20 protein-coding genes are annotated in these 22,068 nt (G+C 73.0%); 15 read left to right on the top strand and 5 right to left on the bottom strand.

Annotated elements, in window-relative coordinates:
- Nucleotides 1-7: 7 nt before the first annotated feature.
- The gene (locus ACF1AG_RS02425; RefSeq protein ID WP_359600950.1) at nucleotides 8-2,842 is read right to left on the bottom strand and encodes a beta-galactosidase; all 2,835 of its coding nucleotides are present in this window, start codon (nucleotides 2,840-2,842) and stop codon (nucleotides 8-10) included.
- A 328-nt stretch (nucleotides 2,843-3,170) separates the two neighbouring features.
- Here ACF1AG_RS02425 and ACF1AG_RS02420 point away from each other — a divergent pair, with 328 nt between their 5' ends.
- Complete coding sequence (locus ACF1AG_RS02420) at nucleotides 3,171-3,818, top strand: DUF4360 domain-containing protein (protein ID WP_359600951.1); 648 nt, start codon at nucleotides 3,171-3,173, stop codon at nucleotides 3,816-3,818.
- Nucleotides 3,819-3,869: 51 nt separating this feature from the next.
- Nucleotides 3,870-4,196 carry a hypothetical protein gene (locus tag ACF1AG_RS02415; protein ID WP_391809217.1) on the top strand — a complete coding sequence of 109 codons (327 nt, stop codon included), beginning with the start codon at nucleotides 3,870-3,872 and terminating at the stop codon, nucleotides 4,194-4,196.
- On the opposite strand, the gene ACF1AG_RS02410 is transcribed toward ACF1AG_RS02415, so the two are convergent.
- The 4 genes from ACF1AG_RS02410 to ACF1AG_RS02395 form a co-directional block, all read right to left on the bottom strand.
- On the bottom strand, nucleotides 4,190-5,431 hold the full coding sequence (locus ACF1AG_RS02410) for a helix-turn-helix domain-containing protein (RefSeq protein ID WP_391809216.1): 1,242 nt from the start codon (nucleotides 5,429-5,431) through the stop codon (nucleotides 4,190-4,192). The two genes, ACF1AG_RS02415 and ACF1AG_RS02410, sit on opposite strands and share 7 nt — an antisense overlap.
- A 165-nt stretch (nucleotides 5,432-5,596) precedes the next feature.
- On the bottom strand, nucleotides 5,597-6,538 hold the full coding sequence (locus ACF1AG_RS02405; protein WP_359600954.1) for a hypothetical protein: 942 nt from the start codon (nucleotides 6,536-6,538) through the stop codon (nucleotides 5,597-5,599).
- A gap of 48 nt (nucleotides 6,539-6,586) precedes the next feature.
- Nucleotides 6,587-8,155 (bottom strand): DUF6801 domain-containing protein, encoded by a 1,569-nt coding sequence (locus tag ACF1AG_RS02400; RefSeq protein ID WP_391809215.1) that lies wholly within the window; start codon nucleotides 8,153-8,155, stop codon nucleotides 6,587-6,589.
- Nucleotides 8,156-8,275: 120 nt separating this feature from the next.
- Complete coding sequence (locus ACF1AG_RS02395) at nucleotides 8,276-8,896, bottom strand: hypothetical protein (protein ID WP_359603169.1); 621 nt, start codon at nucleotides 8,894-8,896, stop codon at nucleotides 8,276-8,278.
- A gap of 719 nt (nucleotides 8,897-9,615) precedes the next feature.
- Here ACF1AG_RS02395 and ACF1AG_RS02390 point away from each other — a divergent pair.
- Genes ACF1AG_RS02390 through ACF1AG_RS02330 form a run of 13 tightly spaced genes read left to right on the top strand, consistent with a single transcriptional unit; the run spans nucleotide 9,616 to nucleotide 21,638 of the window.
- Nucleotides 9,616-10,620 (top strand): ATP-binding cassette domain-containing protein, encoded by a 1,005-nt coding sequence (locus ACF1AG_RS02390; RefSeq protein ID WP_359603171.1) that lies wholly within the window; start codon nucleotides 9,616-9,618, stop codon nucleotides 10,618-10,620.
- On the top strand, nucleotides 10,617-11,381 hold the full coding sequence (locus ACF1AG_RS02385; protein WP_210634185.1) for an ABC transporter permease: 765 nt from the start codon (nucleotides 10,617-10,619) through the stop codon (nucleotides 11,379-11,381). Before ACF1AG_RS02390 ends, ACF1AG_RS02385 begins: the two co-directional genes overlap by 4 nt.
- Nucleotides 11,382-11,387: 6 nt before the next feature.
- Complete coding sequence (locus ACF1AG_RS02380) at nucleotides 11,388-12,194, top strand: ABC transporter permease (RefSeq protein WP_093547528.1); 807 nt, start codon at nucleotides 11,388-11,390, stop codon at nucleotides 12,192-12,194.
- Nucleotide 12,195: 1 nt separating this feature from the next.
- The gene (locus ACF1AG_RS02375) at nucleotides 12,196-13,461 is read left to right on the top strand and encodes an MCE family protein (RefSeq protein WP_359603174.1); all 1,266 of its coding nucleotides are present in this window, start codon (nucleotides 12,196-12,198) and stop codon (nucleotides 13,459-13,461) included.
- A complete protein-coding gene (locus ACF1AG_RS02370) occupies nucleotides 13,458-14,516 on the top strand; it encodes an MCE family protein (RefSeq protein WP_359603176.1) in 1,059 nt (352 codons plus the stop codon). Before ACF1AG_RS02375 ends, ACF1AG_RS02370 begins: the two co-directional genes overlap by 4 nt.
- Nucleotides 14,513-15,556: an MCE family protein gene (locus tag ACF1AG_RS02365; protein ID WP_359603178.1), complete on the top strand. Its 1,044-nt coding sequence runs from the start codon at nucleotides 14,513-14,515 to the stop codon at nucleotides 15,554-15,556. The genes ACF1AG_RS02370 and ACF1AG_RS02365 overlap by 4 nt, the downstream gene beginning before the upstream one ends.
- Nucleotides 15,553-16,593 (top strand): MCE family protein, encoded by a 1,041-nt coding sequence (locus tag ACF1AG_RS02360; RefSeq protein WP_387794610.1) that lies wholly within the window; start codon nucleotides 15,553-15,555, stop codon nucleotides 16,591-16,593. Before ACF1AG_RS02365 ends, ACF1AG_RS02360 begins: the two co-directional genes overlap by 4 nt.
- Nucleotides 16,590-17,750 carry an MCE family protein gene (locus ACF1AG_RS02355; protein WP_391809214.1) on the top strand — a complete coding sequence of 387 codons (1,161 nt, stop codon included), beginning with the start codon at nucleotides 16,590-16,592 and terminating at the stop codon, nucleotides 17,748-17,750. The genes ACF1AG_RS02360 and ACF1AG_RS02355 overlap by 4 nt, the downstream gene beginning before the upstream one ends.
- Entirely contained in the window at nucleotides 17,747-19,036 is a 1,290-nt protein-coding gene (locus tag ACF1AG_RS02350; protein WP_391809213.1) for an MCE family protein, read from the top strand. The genes ACF1AG_RS02355 and ACF1AG_RS02350 overlap by 4 nt, the downstream gene beginning before the upstream one ends.
- Nucleotides 19,033-19,548, top strand: coding sequence for a hypothetical protein (locus ACF1AG_RS02345; protein ID WP_028959722.1), 516 nt, complete (start codon nucleotides 19,033-19,035; stop codon nucleotides 19,546-19,548). The genes ACF1AG_RS02350 and ACF1AG_RS02345 overlap by 4 nt, the downstream gene beginning before the upstream one ends.
- Nucleotides 19,545-20,318, top strand: coding sequence for a hypothetical protein (locus ACF1AG_RS02340; RefSeq protein WP_391809212.1), 774 nt, complete (start codon nucleotides 19,545-19,547; stop codon nucleotides 20,316-20,318). Before ACF1AG_RS02345 ends, ACF1AG_RS02340 begins: the two co-directional genes overlap by 4 nt.
- A 25-nt stretch (nucleotides 20,319-20,343) precedes the next feature.
- Nucleotides 20,344-20,892: a nuclear transport factor 2 family protein gene (locus tag ACF1AG_RS02335; RefSeq protein ID WP_391809211.1), complete on the top strand. Its 549-nt coding sequence runs from the start codon at nucleotides 20,344-20,346 to the stop codon at nucleotides 20,890-20,892.
- 47 nt (nucleotides 20,893-20,939) lie between these two features.
- Nucleotides 20,940-21,638 (top strand): hypothetical protein, encoded by a 699-nt coding sequence (locus tag ACF1AG_RS02330; protein WP_391809210.1) that lies wholly within the window; start codon nucleotides 20,940-20,942, stop codon nucleotides 21,636-21,638.
- The last annotated feature ends 430 nt before the right edge of the window (nucleotides 21,639-22,068 follow it).

The raw sequence follows: 22,068 nt of genomic DNA, 5'->3' as shown, positions 1-22,068 counted from the left end.
GGCGGGCTCACCTCCCTGGTGGGTCCACCGGCTCGACCGGGACGCCGCCGCGCGCCGCGCCCAGCAGCGTGAGCGTGACCTTCCCCGGTCCGGCCGGGGTGGTCCCGTCGGCCAGCACCGCCAGCGCCAGGGTGTTGGCGCCGCGGGTGCGCAGGATGCCGTTCGGCAGGGCGAAGGTGTGCTGCGGGCCCACGTCGTTGACGTACTGGCCCAGGTTCCAGCCGTTGAGGAAGACCTGCACCCGGTAGGCGCGTTCAGGGTCGTCCTCCAGGGTGAGCCCGACCGACGCGTCCAGTTCGGGTCCGAACCCGAGCCGGAAGCGGGTGCGGTACCAGGTGACGCCCTGCCGCCGTTCCTCGCGCGGGAACTCCACCACCCGCCAGCGGCGGTCGTCGTGGTCCGGCAGATGCCAGCCGCGCCGCTCCCCGTACAGGCCGCCGTTGTTGAACGGGCCGGTCACCCGCTCCGGGGCGGTGGCGCCCCGCACCCGCCACTCCACGCTGCGGTCGCCGCCCGCGAACTCCACGGCGACCAGCCCGCGCGCGGCCTTGTGGGCGTCCTTCCCGGGCTCCGTACCGGCGTGCTGCATGGGCCGCACCAGCACCGACAGCACATGCTCGCCCGGGGTGCGCACCGCGCCGGGGACGTCGAACCGGGCCGTGGCAGTCCAGGTGCCGCGCGCGACGGTGTCCTCGTCGGGCGCCGGCATGCGGTGGGTCCCGAGCGGCCGGCCGTCCAGCCAGGCCATCAGCAGCCCCTGGGTGCCGGTGCTGTAGGACAGCGCCACCGACCGGAGGCCGGCCAGGTCCTTCAGCCGTCCCCGGTACCAGACGTCGCCGTGGTGGAAGCCGTGGTCGTCCGCGAACAGCACGGGCCCGCCCTCGGGCACGGGCGTGGTGCTGTGGGAGGTGGTGCGGCCGGCGACCGTCCAGGCCGAGTCGTCGAAGTCCGGGTCGGCCTCCGGGTTCTCCGTGCGGCACCGCCAGCCGTCGAGGGCGGGCAGCGCCACCGCGCGCACGGCGGGCATCAGCCCCTCCATCACGCGGCTGCGGGCGCGGCCGACGTAGGTGGGCACCGGCTCGCCGTTCCAGGTGACCTCGGCGATGCCGCGCGGCCCCCACACCTCCACACCGGTCTCGACGGTGACGTCGCCGGTCAGGTGGAGCGTGGAGTCGCGCAGTTCCGCCGAGCGCAGCATCGCGGGGCCGTACACCACGAGCGGCCCGGCCGGAGTCTCGTACGTCCACAGCCGCAGCGCGGTCTCGTCGTCGGCGAACAGCAGCACGAGGGGTGTCTCGGAGTCGCCGTCCTTGACCAGCACCCGGCTCAGGCCGCCCACGCCGAGCGGGGAGACGACGTTCAGCCGGCCCCGGTCGTAGGCCCAGGCGGGTTCGGTGTCCGCGCGGTCGGCGCCCGGCTGCTTCTCACAGTCCAGCGCCACGTGGGCGGTCTCCCCGTGGCGGCCGACGAACACCGCCACGTCCTGCCGCCCGGTGGAGACGCAGAGCATCGGCTGGGCGGTGGTGTACGCCAGCTTGCGGTGGCCCAGGCGCAGACCGGAGGCGACCAGCTTGGCGTCGCCGGCGGCCACGGTGACCGGCACCTCGACGCCGGTGCCGGGCAGCAGGGCGCGCACCTCCTCCTCGGTGTCGTTGCGCACCACGAGGAACCGCGCGCCGGTGTCGGGGTTGACCAGCCGGCGCACCGTCAGCCGGCCGTCCGCGGCGCGCTCCTCGCCGTCCCCGTCCGGTTCCAGCCGGGCCAGGTCGGGCACGGTGCGCACCAGATGGCCGAGCTGCTGGACGGCTGCCATGTTCGGCGCGGGCTGGCGCCCCTCGTCGAGCACCGCCCCGTAGTCGTACGAGGTGTAGACGCCCGGTCCGGGCAGCCAGCCCCACGACGTCCCGCCGAATCCCATCCCGGTGTGGTGCACCGTGACCCGGTCGGCGAGCGCGGTGAGATGGCGTCGCCGCTCGTGCGCTGCGTCGTGGGTCTCGCGCACCCGCGCGTAGCCCTCACCGGCGGACAGCGGTCCGCCCCAGGCGTCGGCGGCCCCGCCCGCCACGGCGGTGAGACCGGCCGTGGGCGGCCCGCCCCCGTCGGTGAATCCCTCCCCGTCCAGCACGGGCACGTCGATGCGGTCGGCGCGTACCTTCGCGTACAGCCGGGCCCGGTGGGCACGCGCCGCCGGGTCCCCGGCCGGCACCGGACGCCCGTCCTCCAGCCGGTACAGCAGCACCGTCCCGCCGCCCGCCGTGTACAGGTGCCGTACGGCGACGGCGTCGACGGCGGCGAGCCACGCCTCGGCGTGCCGCAGGTACTCGGGGTCGTCGGTGCGGGCGGAGCCCGGGGCGGCCGTCAGCCAGCCGGGGAGGCCGCCGGCGTCCAGGTCCGCGCCCAGGTAGGGGCCGGGCCGCAGCACCACGTACAGCCGCTCCTCTGCGGCGACCGAGAGGAAGCGGTCCAGGTCCCGCACCCCGGTGAAGTCGTGCACGCCGGGCGCGGGGGAGTGGACGTTCCACGGCACGGGCACGTCGACCGCGGTGAAGCCGTGGCCGCGCAGCTTCTGCAGCACGTCCCGCCACAGCGACGGGCTGGGCAGCCGGAACGGGTGGACCTCGGCGGACCACAGCACCAGACGCCTGCCGTCGACCAGCAGGGAGTGCCGGTCGTACGTGACGCTATGGCGCCGGCCGTCGGCCTCCGGCGGCGGGGGCGGCGGTCCGGTCGGCACGACGCGTGGCCCCTGCGGGCCGGTCGCCGCCCCGCCGCTGCCGGCCAGCGCGAGGCCGAGCGCGGCCGTGCCGGCCAGGGCGGTGAAGGTGCGCCTGCTGAGCTCCAAGGGAGCGCCTCCTGGTCTGTGCCACAAGCGGTGCTGGTGGGTCATTGTCCCCGAACCGGAACGGTCCTCGTTCACGGTCCCGCCGCGCCCGTGGCGTCCGCCGGCGGTGTCACGCGGCGTTCACCGGCGGTATACGGACCGGGAGTGAATGGCCGGAGTTCACCCTGTCCGGCCGTCGCGGTGCTCCATACGATGCGAGCGCTCCCGGCCTTCACCGCTCCTTCATGTCTCCTTCACGAAGCCGGGGCTGCATGCGCCCGCATGCTTGGCATGTACATGACTCTTCAACCATCGCACCGCCAACCCCCCACCCCAAGGATGGAGAACCATGGCTGGAGGCCTGCTCCTCGGCGTCGCGGCGGCCACGCTGCTCGCCGCCGCGCTGCCCGCGCACAACCCGGGGTCCTCGTTCGAGGACCCGCCGCCCGACAAGATCGTCATCAAGGTCGCCACGGTGAACGGGTCGGGATGTCCCGCCGGCACCGCGGCCGTCGCCGTCTCGGCCGACAACACCGCGTTCACCGTGACCTACAGCGACTACCTCGCCCAGGCCGGCGGCGGTTCCGCCCCCACGGCCGCCCGCAAGAACTGCCAGCTCAGCCTGCTCGTCCACGTCCCGGCCGGCTTCACCTACGCCATCGCCAGCGCGGACTACCGCGGCTTCGCCGCGCTCGAGCGCGGCGCGCGGGGCACCCAGCGGGCCTCGTACTACTTCCAGGGGTCGCCCAACACCGAGTACCGCACGCACAACTTCGCGGGCCCGTACGACGACAACTGGCAGGCCACCGACGAGACCGACTGGGCGCAGCTCGTCTACGCGCCCTGCGGCGTGCAGCGCAACTTCAACATCAACACGGAGCTCAGAGTCTCCGCCGGGAACGACCCGTCCAAGGTCAGCTTCATGACGATGGACTCCACGGACGGCGACATCAGCACGGTGTACCACCTGGCCTGGAAGGAGTGCCCGGAGAAGTGACGTGACGGCGGGGGCGGGCGTCCGCCCGCCCCCGAGCCGTCCGCCTCCCCGGTGTGCCCCGTCCCCGGCCGGGCCGGCGTCCGCACCGGGCAGCCGGGCGGCCGGCCCGACCAGGGCGTCGTGCGCTTCTCGAACTCCTCCGGAGCGTCACCCGCCCCTGTCACGGCCCGCAACGGCGTGGCGATGACGCGCAACGGCGGCACGCCCGTGCCGGAGCCGCACGGCAGCGTCGCCGGCCCCGGCGGCCGGTCGGTCATGGAGGACGTCGGCGACGGGGACCCGATCGCCGGCCGGTGCTACGACGGCGACGACGACGGCCCTCCCGGGCCGGGCGTCGACGTGCCGGACCGGAGCGGCGGGCGGCCGGTCGCCTACTGACCGGGGCGGGGCAGGTCCCCCTCGCCCCGCGCACCGTCCCGGCCCCGCAGATGGCGCGAGCGCAGGGCCACTTCCAGGGCGAACCGGCGGTCGGGGTCGGCGAGCCGGTCGCCCAGATGGGCGTCCAGCGTCCGCAGCCGGTAGCGGACGGTCTGGGCGTGCACCCCCAGCATCTCGCCGACCTGCTCGGCGGGGGCGCGGGTCGAGACGTGCACCCGCAGCGTCTCGATGAGCCGGTCGCGCCGCTTGGCGGTCAGCCCGTCGAGCGGCGCCAGCTCGCGGGCGGCGAGATGGTCGACCAGGGCGGGGTCGGACAGCAGCCACAGCGTCGTCAGATGGTCCTCGCAGCGGACCAGCGGGGCGTCCGGCACGACGCCGTCGTCGACGAGCTGCAGTACGCGGCGCGCCCAGCGGAGGGAGTCCGCGGCCTGGGCCACCGGCACGGTCAGGCCCACCGCGGCACGGCTGCCGGACAGGGTCGTGCGGAGCATCTCGAGCCGCTCGGCGGTGAGTTCGCCGGGGACGAGCAGATGCGGCTGCGGGATGTCGAAGTCGGCGAGGACGTCGCTGTCGAGCCCCGCCTGGATGTGTTCGGGGACGGGAGGGCGCAGGGCGACGAGGAGACACGTCCGCGGCAGTTCCCAGGCGGCGGACGCGCACAGCTCGGACACCGTGGTCCTCGGGAGCGGGGAGGAGGCCAGGAGGAGGTGTAACAGTTGTCTTCGTAACGCGGACACCTCGGACGCGGCCCTCTCCCGCACCTCCGTGTACCCCTCCCGGGTGACGGCCTCCAGCTCCTCGACGTACGCGAACAGGGCGTCGGCGAAGGCGAGTACCAGGGCGGGCGAGAGGCTGTGCTGCCGTCCCAGCGTCTTGGCCCGGCGCAGCGCGATGCGCGCGCCCAGCCGGTAGGCGCCCTGGAGCACCTCGAGGTCACGGCCCTCGTAGGCCTCGACGCGGCCGAACCGGCGCAGCAGGTCGTCCCGCAGCTCCGAGCTGGTGCCGGGGTCGGCCACCCGGTCCACGAACGCGGTGAGCGCCTGCTCGACACCCTGGCGGATGGCGTGCCCGTCGGGCCCGTTCAGCAGCCGGCCGTACACCGGGTAGGCGCGGGTGACCTCGGTCCGTATCTCGTTCAGCAGTCCCGGCAGCATGGGCCGCATGAAGGCGGCGAACTGCCGTGGCAGGGGGTCGAGCGGCTCGCCGAGCACCGAAGGACGTGTGATTGAGGGCATGACTGATCCCTTGCTCTCCGGCCTGTCCGGCAAGGCGGCCCGGCCGGGTCATGTCCCGAGGGACGACGCCCGGCCGGGCCGCCACGTGCACCGGTCTGAAAAGCTGACGGTAAGTCAACTTAGATGTCTTGTACACCTCTTGAGCAGGAACGCTTCACAGAAGCCTCACCTGGTGGCGGAGTGCCAGTGCTGCGCCAGGACCTCGCCGGCCCGCGGAGCGGCGGTGCCGGGCGCGTTGAGGCCGGTGAGGTACGTCTGCGTGTTGTCGAGGGTGACGCTGTTCTTCCCGGAGGCGGAGGGCAGTCCGGTCTTGGCGTTCACCGCCAGGTTGATCAGACCGACGTTCAGCCCGCAGCCGGTGGCGCCGGGAACCGCGAAGGTGCTGTCGTTCTGGGTGGAGCCGGTGAGGTTGATCCGGCTCATCTCGCCGGCCGGGTCGACGGTGCCGTTCCCCTGGAAGAAGGACATGTCGAACGCCGGGTAGTCGCGGTTCTCCGGGCGCAGCACGATCGGGTTCGCGGCGGTGCCGATGTAGCACTTGCTGCCGAGGAGCGGGTTCTCCAGGTGGATACGGACCGGCAGGGCGACGATCGGCATGTCCGTCAGGATGCCCGCGGTCTGGTTGAAGTCGTAGGGCGCGCCGACCGACTCCATGGTCGCGGTGATCTTGTTGAGGCTGGAGTTCTCCAGCGACTCGCAGATGCCCGTGATGACGGGTATGGCGCTCGGGCACATCAGACCGAACAGTCCGCCGGGCACGGTGGCGGGTTCGGCGATCAGCGCGCCGCCGGGCGGGGCCACCACGCTGCTGGTGCCGTCCGCGTTCTGCACGATGCCGATCTGCAGGTTCGTCCTGCCCGTGACCACGGTCGTGTTGCCCAGCTTGATGGTGCCGCTGGTGGAGGTGGAGACCACGCACTGCGGGGTCCGTGCGAGGCCGTCCGCGGCCAGCATCGCCGGCGCGTCCACCGGGCAGCGGGTGAAGGGAGCCCACTCGCCGTTCAGCGCGGGCTCGGCGGCGGTCGCGGTGCCCAGGGAGGCGAACGCCCCGAGCGCGGTCAGCGCGGAGACGGTGGCGAGGCGGGTGCGGGAGGACAGGGGTGACATGGGGATGGCCTTCCGTGGTGAGGGGAGGGAAACGGGAGAGAGGGCGGCTCAGCGCTCGGCGACGGGGATCACGTAGGGCTGGAGGTCCTCCGTGCACTGGGCGGCGGAGTTCTCGTCGCCGAACACCGGAGCGCTCGGCGTGCACGTCTGGCCCTGTATCTGCTTGATGTGATTGCCGGGTCCGGAGACGGAGGCGGTGAGGAGCCGGTCGAGGTTCTCGCGGCCGCTGCCGCAGCCGGTGAAGGCGGGTATGGTCGCCTCACCGGTCAGCGGGCCGCCCGTGAGGAGCATGTAGCCGGTGGCGTCCTCGCCGTACTTCTGTTCGCCCTTTCCGTACATGACCAGATGGTCGCCGGGGTGGTTCGCGGGGTCCGGGTCGGTGGAGCGCAGCGGTCGCTCCGTCCGGCAGCCCGAACCGACGTCCAGGGGAACGCCGTTGACCTCGAGGCCGGTCACCCGCAGCCGCAGCGGGACCCGGATGAAGGTCTCCGCCATGATGTCCACCCCCACATAGGTGGTGGCGAAGTCGACGGTCATCGGGCCGGTCTGTTCCAGCACCATGGTGGCCGTGGTCGGGACGAAACCGAAGGTGAGGAAGGTGCTCCGGAAGGGCGGCGACTGCTTGCGCCCCTCGTGGTGCAGCTCGCCCTCGGCCTTGATCGTCACGACGAAATTGCCGTTCTCGTCCGGTTCGGCGAGCATCTCCTTCGTCTCGAGCAGCACGCAGGACACCGGCAGGAGCGAAGCGCCCTTCTGCTTCTTCACGTTGTTGTAGCCGGTGATGTACGCGTTCATCGACAGCGGCCCGAACGGGTTCTCCTCGGTGTACGCGCAGGGCGGCGCGTTCCGGCCCGCCGCGGAGCCGGCCGGGTTCTCCGCCGTCGCCGGCGCCCGGTCACCCTGCCGGTCCCGCGGTGTTCCGGGGGCCGGCTCCGGCGCCCCGGGGGAGGTGCCGGGCGGGGACGGCGAGCCGCTCGGCTCCGCGGCGTCCGCGCCGACCGGCACGGTGGCCAGCAGTCCGCCCTCCGGCGTCTGCGCGGCGGGCGAGCACGAGACGGTCAGCGACCGGGCGCCGACTTCGGTCCCGTCCGCCGCCCCGGGCGTGAGGTCGACGGCGAGGTCCCCGGCGGAGAACCGCAGTGCGCCGTCACCCCGTCCGGTCACCGTCGGGACCTCACCCGTCGCGGTCAGCGTCAGGGGCCCGGACGCGGGAAGGGCGACCGGCTGCGCGGTGCCGTGCCAGACCGCCTCGGCCGTGGCCTCCTCCTGGGCGACGCCCACGGTGAGACGGGTCGCGGCCCGCACGGTGGCAGCCTGGGGCGCGGTGAGGTCCGCGACCGCCTCGGCAGGCAGCTCCAGGGTGGTGGTGACGCCGGTGGGTGCGATCGCCTCACCCCGTTCGGCCCGGTCCGGGAACTCGGCCGAGATCCGCACCGTCGACGCCCGCTCTCCCGAGGGGAAGGCGCAGACGTAGGGCAGTTCGGCGTCGATCTTCTGCGGGCCCGCGGCGGAGGCCGCGGCAGGGACCATGGCGGCCAGGACGACGAACGCCGCGATCGCCGCGCTTCTGGCGCGGACACGGGAGGGCCGCGACGCGGCGCTACGGTTGCCTGTCAAAGCTGCTCCGCTCAGGTTGTCCGGGGGGTGTCCGGCTGCGACGTGCAAGGGCCGGCGCCGGCGGGGCGGCCCGCGAACGCCCGGCCGCGTGTGCCGGCCGGGCGTTCGCGGGCGGGTGTCCTACGGGTTGGTGCCGATGATGGTCGGGATGGCGCCGTTCGACGCCTTGATGGCGTAGTTGCCCTTGAAGAGCGGCTTGGTGGCAGTGGTGATCACCGTGCCGCAGTTGACCGGGTTGGTGACGCTCAGTTCCCCGGCGACGCTGTTGACGGCCAGGACACCGGTGGAGTTGGTGTAGGTGGCCGAGGCCTTGCCCGTCACCGTGAACTTGCAGACGCCGGCGGTCACGTTGGCCGTGACGTTGCCGATGTAGCCCTTGGTGACGCCGGCGGTGTAGTCCTGCGCGACGACGGTCCAGGGGGTGACCGCCACGGTGGTGACGGTGCCCAGGACGCTGGTGCACGGGGTGGAGGCGGTGCCGAAGTTGATGGCGTTGATGGCGGCGACCTGGGCGGGGTTGCCGGTGGTGCTCGCCATGGTGCCCGAGGCGCCCGAGGTGGTGCACGTCATCGGGATGGTGGCGGTCAGCACGATGTTGCCGGCGTTCGTCGCCGTGTAGCTGCCGCTCGGGGTGACGGTCCACGTCGTGGACGGCGCCGCCGAGGCGGGGGAGAGGGTGAGGCCGAAGGCGGCAGCAGCCGCACCCGCCACGACAGCGGTCTTTCTGAAGGTCTTCTGCATGGCTCGGGAATCTCCTTGAGGGTTGACCGGCGGAGACGGGCCGTGGCCGACGTGGGATGACGGAGCGCGTGTACGGCCCGCGGCCGGACGTGGCCTGTCCGTGAGCCATGACGTTACTGGCGGTAAACTTAGCTGAACAATGCGGCGGTCCATGATTCTTTTAAAAGTGGAACAAGCTGTTTCCGTGGTGAGTGGTCCGCGGTGCACCTTACTCAGGTGATGTCAATGAAGGAAGGCGTGCGCGGCGGCTGCCCGTCATTACCCGGAGATCTTCTGTGTCGCGTTCCATGCTCACCGGATGACAATTTTCCGTTGGTTTGTTGTGCTCGCGCTGACATATTTCGGATGGCCGGAGCGGGTATCCCGGGAAAGTCGGATCACGGTGTTGCCTGCCGAGGTTACTCGGCCGTAACGTGCCGGTGCGGTGCTCGGCTCCAGGTCGGCGGCCCCTGCCGGCCGGAGCCGCGACGGACGTTTCCGGCCCCTCCCCCCCAGGTTCGGGCGTCTGTCGGCAGGGTCTCGCGCGCCTCCACACCCCCCGGAGCGGTGAGGCCCTGACTGTCTCCCCGGAGACAGATGCCGGGCCGCGGTGTTGTCAGTGGTGTGACAAGTTCCCGGGAGTCGATGCGCATCGGGTGTCCCGCCTGTTGTCGACGGGCTCCGCACCGACTTAACGTGCGCCCGCAGCGCATATTCGACGGACGTCCGCTGGAGGTGATATGGGAATCGAAGTAGTCGTCGAAGGGCTGACCAAGTCCTTCGGCGGACAGAACATCTGGCGGGACGTGTCGCTCACCCTTCCGGCCGGAGAAGTCAGCGTGATGCTGGGGCCTTCCGGCACCGGGAAAACCGTTTTCCTGAAGTCGCTCATCGGGCTCCTCAAACCCGAGAAGGGCCGTGTCCTCATCAATGGGGTGGACATGGTGAACAGTCCCGAGAAAGACATCTACGAGACCCGTAAAATGTTCGGTCTCATGTTCCAGGACGGAGCCCTTTTCGGGTCCCTGTCCCTTTTCGACAACATCGCCTTCCCGCTGCGGGAGCACACCCGCAAGAAGGAGTCCGAGATCCGCCGCATCGTCATGGAGCGGATCGAGGTCGTCGGACTGCTGGGCGCCGAGGGCAAGCTCCCGGGAGAGATCAGCGGAGGCATGCGCAAGCGTGCCGGGCTGGCCCGCGCGCTCGTCCTCGACCCGCAGATCATCCTGTGCGACGAGCCGGACTCCGGGCTCGACCCGGTCCGCACCGCCTACCTCTCGCAGCTGCTGATCGACCTGAACGCGCAGATCGACGCGACGATGCTGATCGTCACCCACAACCTCGACATCGCCGCCACCGTGCCCGACAACATGGGGATGCTCTTCCGGCGCGAGCTGGTCACCTTCGGCCCGCGCGAGGTGCTGCTCACCAGCGACGAGCCGGTCGTCTCCCAGTTCCTCGGCGGCCGGCGCGAGGGCCCCATCGGGATGTCCGAGGAGAAGGACGCGGCCACCCTCGCCGCCGAGGCGGACCGGGCGACGCCCGCCGCGCCCCGGGTGATCGTGCCGCAGCTCGAGCCGTCGCCCGGCCTTCCGCCGCGCCGTGCCGTCGCACGCCGCCGCGCGCGTGTCATGGGCATGATCGACACCTTGCCGCCGGCCGCGCGCTCCGCCATCCGGGAGACCTACGAGCGGGACGCGGCGACGGCCACCGTGACGGCGCCCGTCGCCGGGAGCGGCGCATGATCACCGGCGCGCTGCGCGAGACCGGACGGCTCTTCGCGCTCGCCGCCGAGGTCGCCCGCGCCGTCTTCCGAAGACCCTTCCAGTTCCGCGAGTTCACCGAGCAGTTCTGGTTCGTCGCCAGCGTGACGATCCTGCCCGCCGCCCTCGTCTCGATCCCCTTCGGCGCCGTCATCGCCCTCCAGGTCGGCTCCCTCACCCAGCAGCTGGGCGCCCAGTCCTTCACCGGAGGCGCCAGCGTCCTCGCCGTCGTCCAGCAGGCCAGCCCGCTCATCGTCGCCCTCCTCATCGCCGGCGCCGGCGGCTCGGCCATCTGCGCCGACCTCGGCTCCCGCACCATCCGCGAGGAACTCGACGCCATGGAGGTCATGGGCGTCTCCCCGGTGCAGCGGCTGGTCGTACCCCGGGTCCTGGCCGCCATGGGCGTCGCGGTCCTGCTCAACGGCCTGGTCTCCGTCGTCGGCATCCTCGGCGGCTACTTCTTCAACGTCGTCATGCAGGGCGGCACCCCCGGCGCCTACCTCTCCAGCTTCTCCGCCCTCGCCCAGCTCCCCGACCTGTACGTCAGCGAACTCAAGGCGCTGGTCTTCGGGTTCATCGCCGGCATCGTCGCCGCCTACCGGGGCCTCAACCCGCGCGGCGGCCCCAAGGGCGTCGGCGACGCCGTCAACCAGTCCGTCGTCATCACGTTCCTCCTGCTCTTCTTCGTCAACATGGTGATGACGGCCGTCTACCTCCAGATCGTCCCGCCGAAGGGAGGCTGAGGTCCGATGGCCTCCCCGCTCGCCCTGCTCGACCGCTCAGGCGATCACCTGCTGTTCTATCTGCGGGCCCTGCTGTGGATCCCGCGGACGCTGCGCCGCTACCTCAAGGAGGTGCAGCGCCTGCTGGCCGAGGTGGCCTTCGGCTCCGGCGGCCTCGGCGTCGTCGGCGGCACCGTCGGCGTGATGATCGCCATGACGCTCTTCACCGGCACCGTCGTCGGACTCCAGGGGCACGCGGCCCTCGACCAGATCGGCACGGCCGCCTTCACCGGCTTCGTCTCCGCCTACTTCAACACCCGGGAGATCGCCCCCCTGGTGGCCGGCCTCGCCCTCTCCGCGACCGTCGGCGCGGGCTTCACCGCCCAGCTCGGCGCCATGCGCATCAACGAGGAGGTCGACGCCCTGGAGGGCATGGGCATCCGCTCCATGCCGTACCTCGTCACCACCCGCATCATCGCCGGCGTCGTCGCCATCGTCCCGCTCTACGCGATCGGGCTGCTCTCCTCCTACGTCGCCTCCCGCTACGTGACCGTCCTGTTCAACGGACAGTCCCGGGGGACGTACGACCACTACTTCAACCTCTTCCTCTCCCCGACGGACGTGCTGCTCTCCGTGCTGAAAGTGCTGATCTTCAGCGTGATGGTGATCCTCGCCCACTGCTACTACGGCTTCCGCGCCTCGGGCGGCCCCGCCGGTGTCGGCGTCGCCGTCGGACGGTCCGTGCGCAACGCCATCGTCCTGATCAGCGTCACCGACTTCTTCCTGTCGCTCGCCCTGTGGGGCGCGACCACGACCGTGAAGGTGGCGGGGTGAGATGAGCGGATCCCGGGAAGTCCGAGGACACACGCTGCGCCGCCGGCTCGCCGGAGTGGTGTTCGTACTGGTGCCCGCCCTCCTGATCTGGCTGGCCGTCGCCGTCTACGACAAGAAGTTCACCTCGTCCGACCCGGTGGTCGTCGAGACCGGCAGCGTCGGCAACCAGATGCACCCGGGCGCCGAGGTGAAGCTGCGCGGCGTCGTCGTCGGCGAGGTCCGCGCCGTCGACGCCACCGGCGACGGCGCCCGCCTCACGCTCGCCATGAAGCCCGGCACGCTGGACGCCGTCCCCTCCGACGTCCGCGCCCAGATGCTGCCGACCACGCTGTTCGGCGAGCGGTTCGTGGCCCTGGTGCCGCCCGAGAACCCCTCGCCCGAGCCGCTGGCCGCCGGAGCCGTCATCCCCCAGGACCGCTCCGCCAACGCCGTCGAACTCCAGCAGGTGCTCGACAACGTCCTGCCGATGCTCACCGCCGTGCAGCCGCAGAAGCTCGCCGCGACCCTCTCCGCCGTCTCCCAGGCCCTGGAAGGACGCGGCGACCAGCTCGGCCGGACGCTCGGCCGGCTCGAACGGCACCTGGCCGAGTTCAACCCGCACCTGCCCGCCCTCAACCGCGACCTCAGGGAACTCGTGAAGGTCAGTCATGTCTACGCGGACGCCGCGCCCGACATCCTCACGGCGCTCACCGACTTCACCACCACCAGCGGCACCCTCGCCGAGAAGGAGGCCGAACTCGCCTCCGCCCTCGGCGCCACGACCCGGACGGCCGAGGACGTGACGGCCTTCCTGCGCGAGAACCGGCGCAACCTCATCCGCCTCTCCGCCGCCGGCCGGCCCACCCTCGAACTGCTCGCGGAGTACTCCTCCTCCTTCCCGTGCACCCTGCGCACCCTCGCCGAGTTCGTCCCGGCCATGGACCGGGCGCTCGGCAAGGGCACCGGCCGGCCCGGCGTCCACGTCGACGTCACCTCCGTCGCCGCGCGCGGCGCCTACCGCCCCGGCCGCGACACCCCCGTGTACGAGGCGGGCGGCGGCCCGCGTTGCCCCTCCGTGCCCTACGTCGGGGCGCTGCCCCGGCCCACGGCGCGGGCCGCGACCGCCGCGACCGCCGAGGACCTCGGGCCCGTCAACTCCCCGGCGGAGAACGACCTCGTGAACGAACTGCTCGCGCCCGCAGCCGGCGCGGCCCCCGGCGACCTGCCCGACTGGAGCACCCTCCTCGCCGGCCCCGTCTACCGCGGCACGGAGGTGACACTCGGATGACCAGCGCCGACCTCGGGCACACCCGGCGCCGCTCGCTGACCGGCCCCCTGCTGAAGTCCCTCGTCTTCGTGGTGGTCACCGCCGTCGCCACCACCGTGCTCGGGCTCGGCGTCGCCGGCTCCGGCGCGGGCGGCGGCGGCCGGGTCTACCAGGCCCTCTTCACCGACGTCACCGGGCTCAGGGAAGGGGACAGCGTGCGCGTCTCCGGCGTCACGGTCGGTGAGGTGACCGACGTGCGCGTCGTCCAACGGCGCCTCGCGCAGGTCACGTTCACCGTCCGCGAGGACCGCCGGCTGCCCCGCTCCACCACCGCGGCGGTGAAGTACCTCAACATGGTCGGCCAGCGCTACGTGTCCCTCGGACGCGGCAGCGGCGACCTCGGCGGCACCCTGGAGGAGGGCGCCACGGTGCCGCTGGACCGCACCACCCCCGCGCTCGACCTGACCCTCCTCTTCAACGGCTTCAAGCCGCTGTTCGAAGGGCTCTCCCCGAAGGACGTCAACGAACTCGCCGGATCGATCGTGCAGGTCCTCCAGGGCGAGGGCGCCACCGTCGACAGCCTGATCCGGCGCATCGGCTCGCTCAGCACCACCGTCGCCGCCAAGGACGAGGTGATCGGCGCTGTCGTGGAGAACCTCACCACCGTCCTGGACACCCTCAACGACCGCGAGGACAGCTTCGACGACCTCGTCGTCACCCTGCGCGCACTCGTCTCCGGCTTCGACGAGGACCGCAAGCCCCTCGGCCGGGCCGTCGCGGCCATGGGCGACCTGACCACCGTGACCGCCGACCTCCTCGACGACGGGCGCGCGCCCCTGAAGCGGGACATCCGCGAACTGGGCCGCCTCTCGCGCAACCTCGGCGACCACACCCCGCAGATCGAGAACTTCCTCGAGCGCACCCCTGCCAAGATGACCGCCCTGGCCCGGCTGTCCTCCTACGGATCGTGGTTCAACCTCTACCTCTGCGAGGCACGGGTGAGCGGAGTGACCACCTCCGACGGTTCCGAACCCCCGACCGGCATCGCCGTCACCGAATCGAGGTGCCGCGGATGAGACGCCCGCGCATGAAACCGGTCAAGGACCGCAATCCCGTCGCCGTCGGCATCGCCGGCCTGCTCGCCCTCACCCTGCTCGGCGGCCTCGCCTACGGCGCGGACCGGCTCCCGTTCACCGGCGGCACCGGCTACAGCGCCGACTTCAGCGAGGCGGCGGGCCTCGACGAGGGCGACGAGGTGCGCATCGCCGGCGTGAAGGTCGGCCGGGTCACCGGCGTCGCGCTCGACGGGGCCAAGGTGAAGGTGTCCTTCGAGGTGGAGGACGCCTGGATCGGCGACCGCAGCACCGCCGCCATCGCCGTCAAGACCGTCCTCGGGGACAAGTACCTGGCCGTCGACCCGCTCGGCTCCCGGCCGCAGGACCCGGGCAGCCGCATCCCGTCCACCCGCACCACGTCCCCCTACGACGTCACCCAGGCCTTCCAGGACCTCAGCGGCACCGTCGACGCCATCGACACCCGCCGGCTCGCGGAGAGCTTCGAGGCCATCTCCGACACCTTCAAGGACTCACCTCCCCACGTCAGCAAGGCCGCCACCGGCCTGTCCGACCTGTCCCGCTCCGTCTCCAGGCGGGACGCGGAACTCTCCAGGCTCCTCCAGGGCAGCGCCCGCTTCAGCAAGACGCTGGAGAACAAGAAGTCCAGCTTCGAGACCCTCATCGAGGACGGCGGCTCCCTGCTCGGCGAACTCAGGAAACGGCGGGCCGCCATCAGCGCCCTGCTCAAGGGCAGCCGCGACCTCGGCTCCGAACTGCGCGGCCTGGTCAAGGACAACGAGAAACAGCTCGGCCCCACCCTCAAGGCCCTCGGCCGGGTGACCGGCGTCCTGGAGAAGAACAACGACCAGCTCGGCAGGACACTCGCCCTGGTCGGCCCCTACTACCGGCTGGTCGGCAACACCCTGGGCAACGGGCGCTGGTTCGACAGCTACCTGTGCGGCGTCGTGCCCCGCGACTACCTGCCGGAGACGTCCCGGCCCGAGAGCGGATGCCTGCCGCCGAAACAGCCGGCCGAGGCCCGGGGGAGCGGTGCGCGATGAGCCGACGCGGAAAGATCCTCGGCGGACTGCTCGCCCTGGTCGTGCTGGCCGCCGGCGGCCTCACCGCCGCCTCGGCCCTCGCCCCCGACGGCCTGAGCATCACCGCCTACTTCGACCGCGTCGTCGGCGTCCACGCCGGATCCGACCTGCGCATCCTCGGCGTGCGGGTCGGCGAGGTGGAGTCGGTGCGGCCGCAGGGCACCACCGTCCGCGTGGACCTGCGCCTCGACGACGGGATCAAGGTCCCCGAGAACGCCCGGGCCGTCGTCGTCGCCCCCAGCGTCGTCGCCGACCGCTACGTGCAGCTCACCCCCGCCCACAGCACCGGTCCCGCCCTCGCCGACGGCGCCGTGCTGCCCGCCTCCCGCAACCGCGTACCCGTCGAGATCGACCAGATCTACGACTCGATCACCGGTCTTGCCGACGCGCTCGGCCCGGACGGCGCCAACGCCGAGGGCGCCCTGTCCGGGCTGCTGCGGACCGGCGCCGCCAACCTCGACGGCAACGGCAAGGCCATCGGCGACAGCGTCGAGGAGTTCGGCAAGGCGGCCAAGACCCTGGACGGCAGCAGCGGCGACCTGTTCCGCACGCTCCGCAGCCTCCAGACGTTCACCACCATGCTCAAGGAGAAGGACACCGACGTGCGCACCGCGCAGGAACGCCTCGACGAGGTCGTCGGCTTCTTCGCCGACAACAAGGACGACCTCACCGGCGCGCTCGAGGAACTCGGCAAGGCGCTCGGCCAGGTCAAGACCTTCATCGAGGACAACCGGGGCGAGCTGAAGAAGAACGTCGACCGGCTCGTCCCCATCACCCGCACCCTCGTCGAGCAACGGGCCTCGCTGGCCGAGGCGCTGGACGTGGCGCCGCTCGTCGCCGGCAACGTCGTGAACGCCTACAACCCCGACACCCGCACCCTCGACGGCCGCGCGAACCTCAACGAGATCAGCATGGGCGGCCCCCTGCTGCCGCTGCCCGCCACCGGCGCGGCCGTCAGCGGCGACGCCCCCGCGACCGAGCGGAAGGGGGAGAGATGAGACGCGGCACACCCACCCGCGAACGGGCCGCCTCGGCGCTCGGACGCGGCGCGCTCACCACCGGCCGGGTGGCGGGCCTGACCGTGGGCGGGCTGATCGCCCTCGGTCTCGGCTTCACCCTCGCGGTCGGCGGCGTCACCGTCCTGCCCCAAGGCTTCCACGGCGTGGAGGACCTGCCGCTGCCCGGCGGCGCCGACCTCGGCGACCGCCCCTACACCGTCACCGCCGAACTCGACGACGTCCTCAGCCTCGTCCCGCACTCCGCGGTACGCGTCAACGACGTCGCCGTCGGCCGGATCAGCCGCATCGAACTCGGCGACGACTGGACGGCCCGCGTCACCATGCAGATCAACGGCGACGTGCGGCTGCCCGCCGACGCCACCGCGCGCCTGGGGCAGTCCAGCCTCCTGGGCGAGAAGTACGTGCAGCTCGCCGCCCCGCCCGGCGGCGGCACCGGCCGGCTCTCCGACGGGAACGTCATCCCGCTGTCCCGCACCAGCCGCAGCACCGAGGTGGAGGAGGTGTTCGGCGCGCTGTCCCTGCTGCTCAACGGCGGCGGCGTCAACCAGCTCCGCACCATCACCCGGGAACTCAACGCGGCGCTCGGCGGCCGGGAACCCGAGGTCCGCTCCATGCTCCGGCGCGTCAACACCCTGGTCACCGACCTCGACGACCACCGCAAGGACATCACCGACGCGCTCGACGCCGTCAACCGGCTCTCCTCCACCCTCGCCCACCGCAAGGACGACGTCGGAACCGTCCTCACCGGCCTCTCACCCGGACTGAAGACGCTGGAGCGACAGCGCGGCTCCCTGCTCACCATGCTGCGCTCCCTCGACACGCTCTCCGGCGTCGCCGTGTCCACCGTCGACGCGAGCAAGGACGACATGATCGCCGACCTCAGGGCCCTGGCGCCCACGCTGAAGGAGCTCGCCGACGCCGGCGCGGACCTGCCCGACGCGCTCCAGGTGCTGGTGACCTACCCGTTCACCGACGAGGTGCTGAACGGTGTGAAGGGCGACTACCTCAACGCCTACCTGAGCGTCGTCGCCCTCCCCGGTACCCAGGTGATCCCCCCGATCGACGACCCGCTCCCGCTGCCCTCCGCGACCGCGACCACCGCACCGGCGTCCCCGGAGGCGGGTGACGGCTCGTGATCACCCTCGCCGTACGGCTGAAGAACCTCGCCTTCCTCCTCGTCGCCGTGCTCGCCCTGTCCTACCTCGGCATCCGCTACGCCGACCTCGGGCGGTACGTCGGCGTCGCCGACCACTACACCGTGGACGTGCAACTTCCCCGCACGGGAGGCCTGTTCACCCACGCCGACGTCACCTACCGAGGCGTCTCGGTGGGCCGTGTCGGCCCCCTCCGCCTCACCGACGACGGGGTCGTCGCCGAGCTGCGGATCAAGAAGTCGGCGCCCCGCATCCCCGCCGACACCAAGGCCGTGGTCGCCGCGCTCTCCGCCGTGGGCGAGCAGTACATCGACCTGCGGCCCGAGAGCGAGGGATCCCCCTACCTGACGGACGGCGCCCGCATCGACCAGCGGGACACCCAGGTGCCCGCCCCCGTCACCGACGTCCTCGCCAGTGTGGACGACCTGGTGCGGTCGGTGCCGCAGGACGATCTGCGCACGGTCGTCGACGAGTTGGGGGAGGCCTTCGAAGGACACGGCGACGACCTCCAGGTGCTGCTCGACAGCGGCAGCGACTTCGTCGAGGCCGCCGACCGCGCCCTGCCGTCCACCGTCCTGCTCATCAACGACGGCGAGACCGTGCTGCGCACCCAGGCCCAGGAGGGCGCGGCGATCCGCGGATTCGCCCGGGGCGCGGAGGAACTGGCCCGCGCCCTCAAGGGGTCCGACGCCGACCTGCGCCGTCTCCTCGCGGTCACCCCCGAGGCCGCCGGCCAGATCAGCGGCGTGCTGCGGGACCTCGACCCGAGCCTCGGCGTCGTGCTCGCCAACCTGCTCACCACCGCCGAGGTGGCCGTCACCCGGCAGCGGGGCATCGAGGAACTGCTCGTGACCTACCCGGCGGCCGTCTCCGCCGGCTCCACCGCCGTCGACGGAGGGAAGCTGAACCTCGGCATGGCCGTCACCTTCTTCGACCCCCTGCCCTGCACCGCCGGGTACGGCGCCACCCGCTACCGCAACGGCCTCGACCTCGGCACCGCCCCGCCCCTGAACACCGGCGCGGGCTGCACCGCCCCGCCGTCCACGGGCAAGAACGTGCGTGGCGCGGCCAACGCCCCCAAGGGCGGCGCGGTGCCCGAACCGGCCCGCCCCGGCTCCCTGCCCTCCGGCAGCGGCGGCGGCGACCGCACGGCGCGGCAGCCCGACAGCGCGGCGCCGCCCGGCGCGCTCGCCCTGCCCGGACAGAACGGCGAGGCGCCGCGCGACCTGGCGCACGTCCTCGCGCCCGCACCGGGAGGCACCCGATGAGGCGGGCCAGGATCCTCGCCGGGACGGGACTCGTCCTGGCCCTCGGCTTCTGCGGCACGAGCGCCTGGACGTACGCCCAGGCACGCGCCGACGACGATCTCGCGTACGGGAGGGAACGGGACGCGGCACTCGCCGACGGGCGCCGGGCCCTCGCCGTGCTCACCACGATCGACGCCACCACCCGGCAGCGTGCGGAGGGCAGCGTCCGGGACTGGCGCGGCGTCTCCACCGGGCCGCTGCGCGAGGAGCTCGGCGCCACCGCGGCCGGGGCCGGCGCCTCGGCGCGCGGCACCGTCACCGAGGCCGCCGTCACGGCGCTCGACACCCGCTCCGGCACGGCGAAGCTCATCGCCACCGTCCGCGTCGAGACCACCCCCGCCGGGGCGGGGAAGCCGGCCGTCGACCGCAAGCGCGTGGAGGCGGTCCTGGCCCGCACCGGCGAGGACGTCTGGAAGGTGAAGGCGCTCAGCGCCGTCCCGGTCCAGGGGGAGAGGGAGGAGGGGGACCGATGACACGGATGTGGCTGTCCCGCAGGCGGGAGCCAGGTACGCACGAGCCCGGCACGGGACGGGACACCGCCGCCGAGGACATGGGGACGAGGGGGCCGGTACGGCGCCGTGGCGACGTGCCGGGGCACGGGACCTCGCAGGCCACTTCCGCTGAGCCGCCCTCCGGGGGCGCCCCTGACAGCGGGTCCGGCGGGGAGGCGTCCGGGGACGCTCCCGAGGGCGATCCCGGCCACCGCACGGGTGACTCCCCTCCCCAGGACGCCCGGTCGCGGGGCTCGCGGCCGCGGCGGGCCGTCGCGGCGGGGGCCGCCGCGGTCCTGGTCCTCGGCGGCTGCGGCTTCCTCCACGAGGCCCACGAGCTGCGGTCGGACGAGTCCGCCCGCAACCGGGCGCTCACCGACACCGAGGCCACCAGCCGGGTCGCCGGGGACGTCGGCAGCGCCCTCGCCCGGATCTTCTCCTACACGCCCGACGGCACCGCCGCCGCCGAGCGCTCCGCACACACCGCCCTCGACGGGAAGGCCGCCCGTCAGTACACCGCCCTCTTCGACCGCGTCCGCCAGGACCTCACCGCGCAGCGCGTCACCCTGAGCACCCGCGCCGTCCGCACCGGCGTGGTGGAACTCGACGGCGACCGGGCCCGCCTGCTGGTCTTCCTCGACCAGACCTCCCGCCGCGGCGAGGACGCGGCGACCACCGCGGCGGCGCAGCTCACGGTCACGGCACGGCTCGAGGACGACCGGTGGCGGATCGTCGACATGAAGGCCCGCTGACATGCGCGGGAGACAGGAGCACCTCATGGAACGACCGGCCCGGCGCCGCGTGCCGCACCGCCTCCGGACGCCGTACGCGCCGGCCCTCGTGCTCGCCCTCGTCGCCGGCGGTTTCGCCGCGTGGGCGGGCCAGGACTGGTACGACGCGGCCCACGACGACCGGGCCGCCTACGCCGTGCAGCGGGACCGGGCGCTCGCGGCGGGGGAGCAGGCCGTGCAGAACCTCAACACCCTCGACCACCGCGACCTGGACCGGGGGCTCGATCTCTGGGAGGCCTCGACGACGGGCGAGCTCCACGAGCAACTCGCCTCCGGACGCGATGACTTCGCCGATCAGGTGAAGGAGGCGGAGACGGTCAGCACGGCCCGGGTGCTGTCGGGAGCGGTCACCGAACTCGACGACCGGGCCGGGCGCGCCCGCGTGCTGGTCGCCCTGCGCGTCACCGTCCGGGCGGCCGACGGGACCAGGACCGACAAGGACAGCCGCATGCTCGGCGAACTCACCCGGACCGACGGCCGCTGGAAGCTGAGCGCTCTCGGCCAGGCGCCCGTCGGCGGCGCACCGGCCGGCTGACCGGCCCGTACCGCACCGGCCGGCCGCAGCGAGGAGGACATCCCACCATGTCGACGACCCGTCACCACATCAACCGCCAAAGACTCCGCCAGGCCCGCGCCGCCCGTCCGCAGGTCGTGGAGGTCCGGCCCGGCCCGCGCCGTGCGGCGGGGCCGCCCCGTAGGCCCGAAGCGGCCGCGGAGGGCGCGAGCGGTCCCGCCCGGTCCCGCCCGCGCCGCCCCTGGGGCCTGGCGGCGCTCTGCGTGCTGACCGTGCTCCTCGGCGGCTTCGCGGGCTGGGCCCACGCGGAGGCCGAGTCGCTGCGCGCCGAACCCGCCCTGAGCAACACCGCGTTGACCGACGTAGCCCGTACCAGCGAGGTCAAGGGGCAGGTGGCCGAGGCCGTCGACCGGCTGTTCTCGTACGACCACGCCGATCCCGCGGCCTTCGACCGGGCCGCGAAGGATCTCCTGACCGGGAAGGCCGTCGCCCAGCACCGGGACCTGTTCGCCGACGTCCGTGAGCGGGCCGACGCGCGGAAGGCGGTGATCACCACGGCGGTCACCGAGACCGCGGTCGAACGGATCGACGGCGACCGGGCGCGGGTCCTCGTCTACGCCGACCAGAGCAGCGTGGCCACCGCCGGAGGGAAGGCGGACGCGAAACAGGACGAGGGCGTGTACGCGGCGGCGATGCTCGCGGTGGACACGGTCCACCGCGACGGCCGCTGGCTCATCACGGCCCTGGACACCTTCGACCGCACCTAGCCGGGGGGGTGACGCGGGCGGGTCCGGCGGACGCCGGCACCCGGCCGCGCCGCACCCCGGACGCTTCACCGGCACCGGACCGCTCCCCGCCGGCCACCCGCCCCGACCGCCCCACCGGACCCCGCCCCACCCGCACCCCGCACGCCCGCGCCGCAAGGGCACCGCATCGCCGACGCCCGCGTCGCCCGATCTGCCGCACCGTCAGGGCCTCGCCCCCGTAGGTGCGGCACCCGCCCCGACCGCACCACGGCCCGCCGCGTACCGCAGGCACCCGCACCACCCGGTACAACCCGCACCACCCGGCACCCGATGGAACCCGTACCGGCCGCACCCGGGCCCTCACACCACCCGGCACCACCGGCACCCCGCCCGCGCCCGCAGGTGCACCGCACGACCCGGCCCCGCCCGACCGCGCCCGCGCCCGCAGGTG

Origin of the sequence: Streptomyces sp. NPDC014764 (genome assembly GCF_043082785.1) — a bacterium.
Taxonomy (GTDB): Bacteria; Actinomycetota; Actinomycetes; order Streptomycetales; family Streptomycetaceae; genus Streptomyces; species Streptomyces althioticus.
The sequence above is the reverse complement of the archived record's forward strand: the minus strand, read 5'-3'. Positions and strand labels throughout refer to the sequence as shown.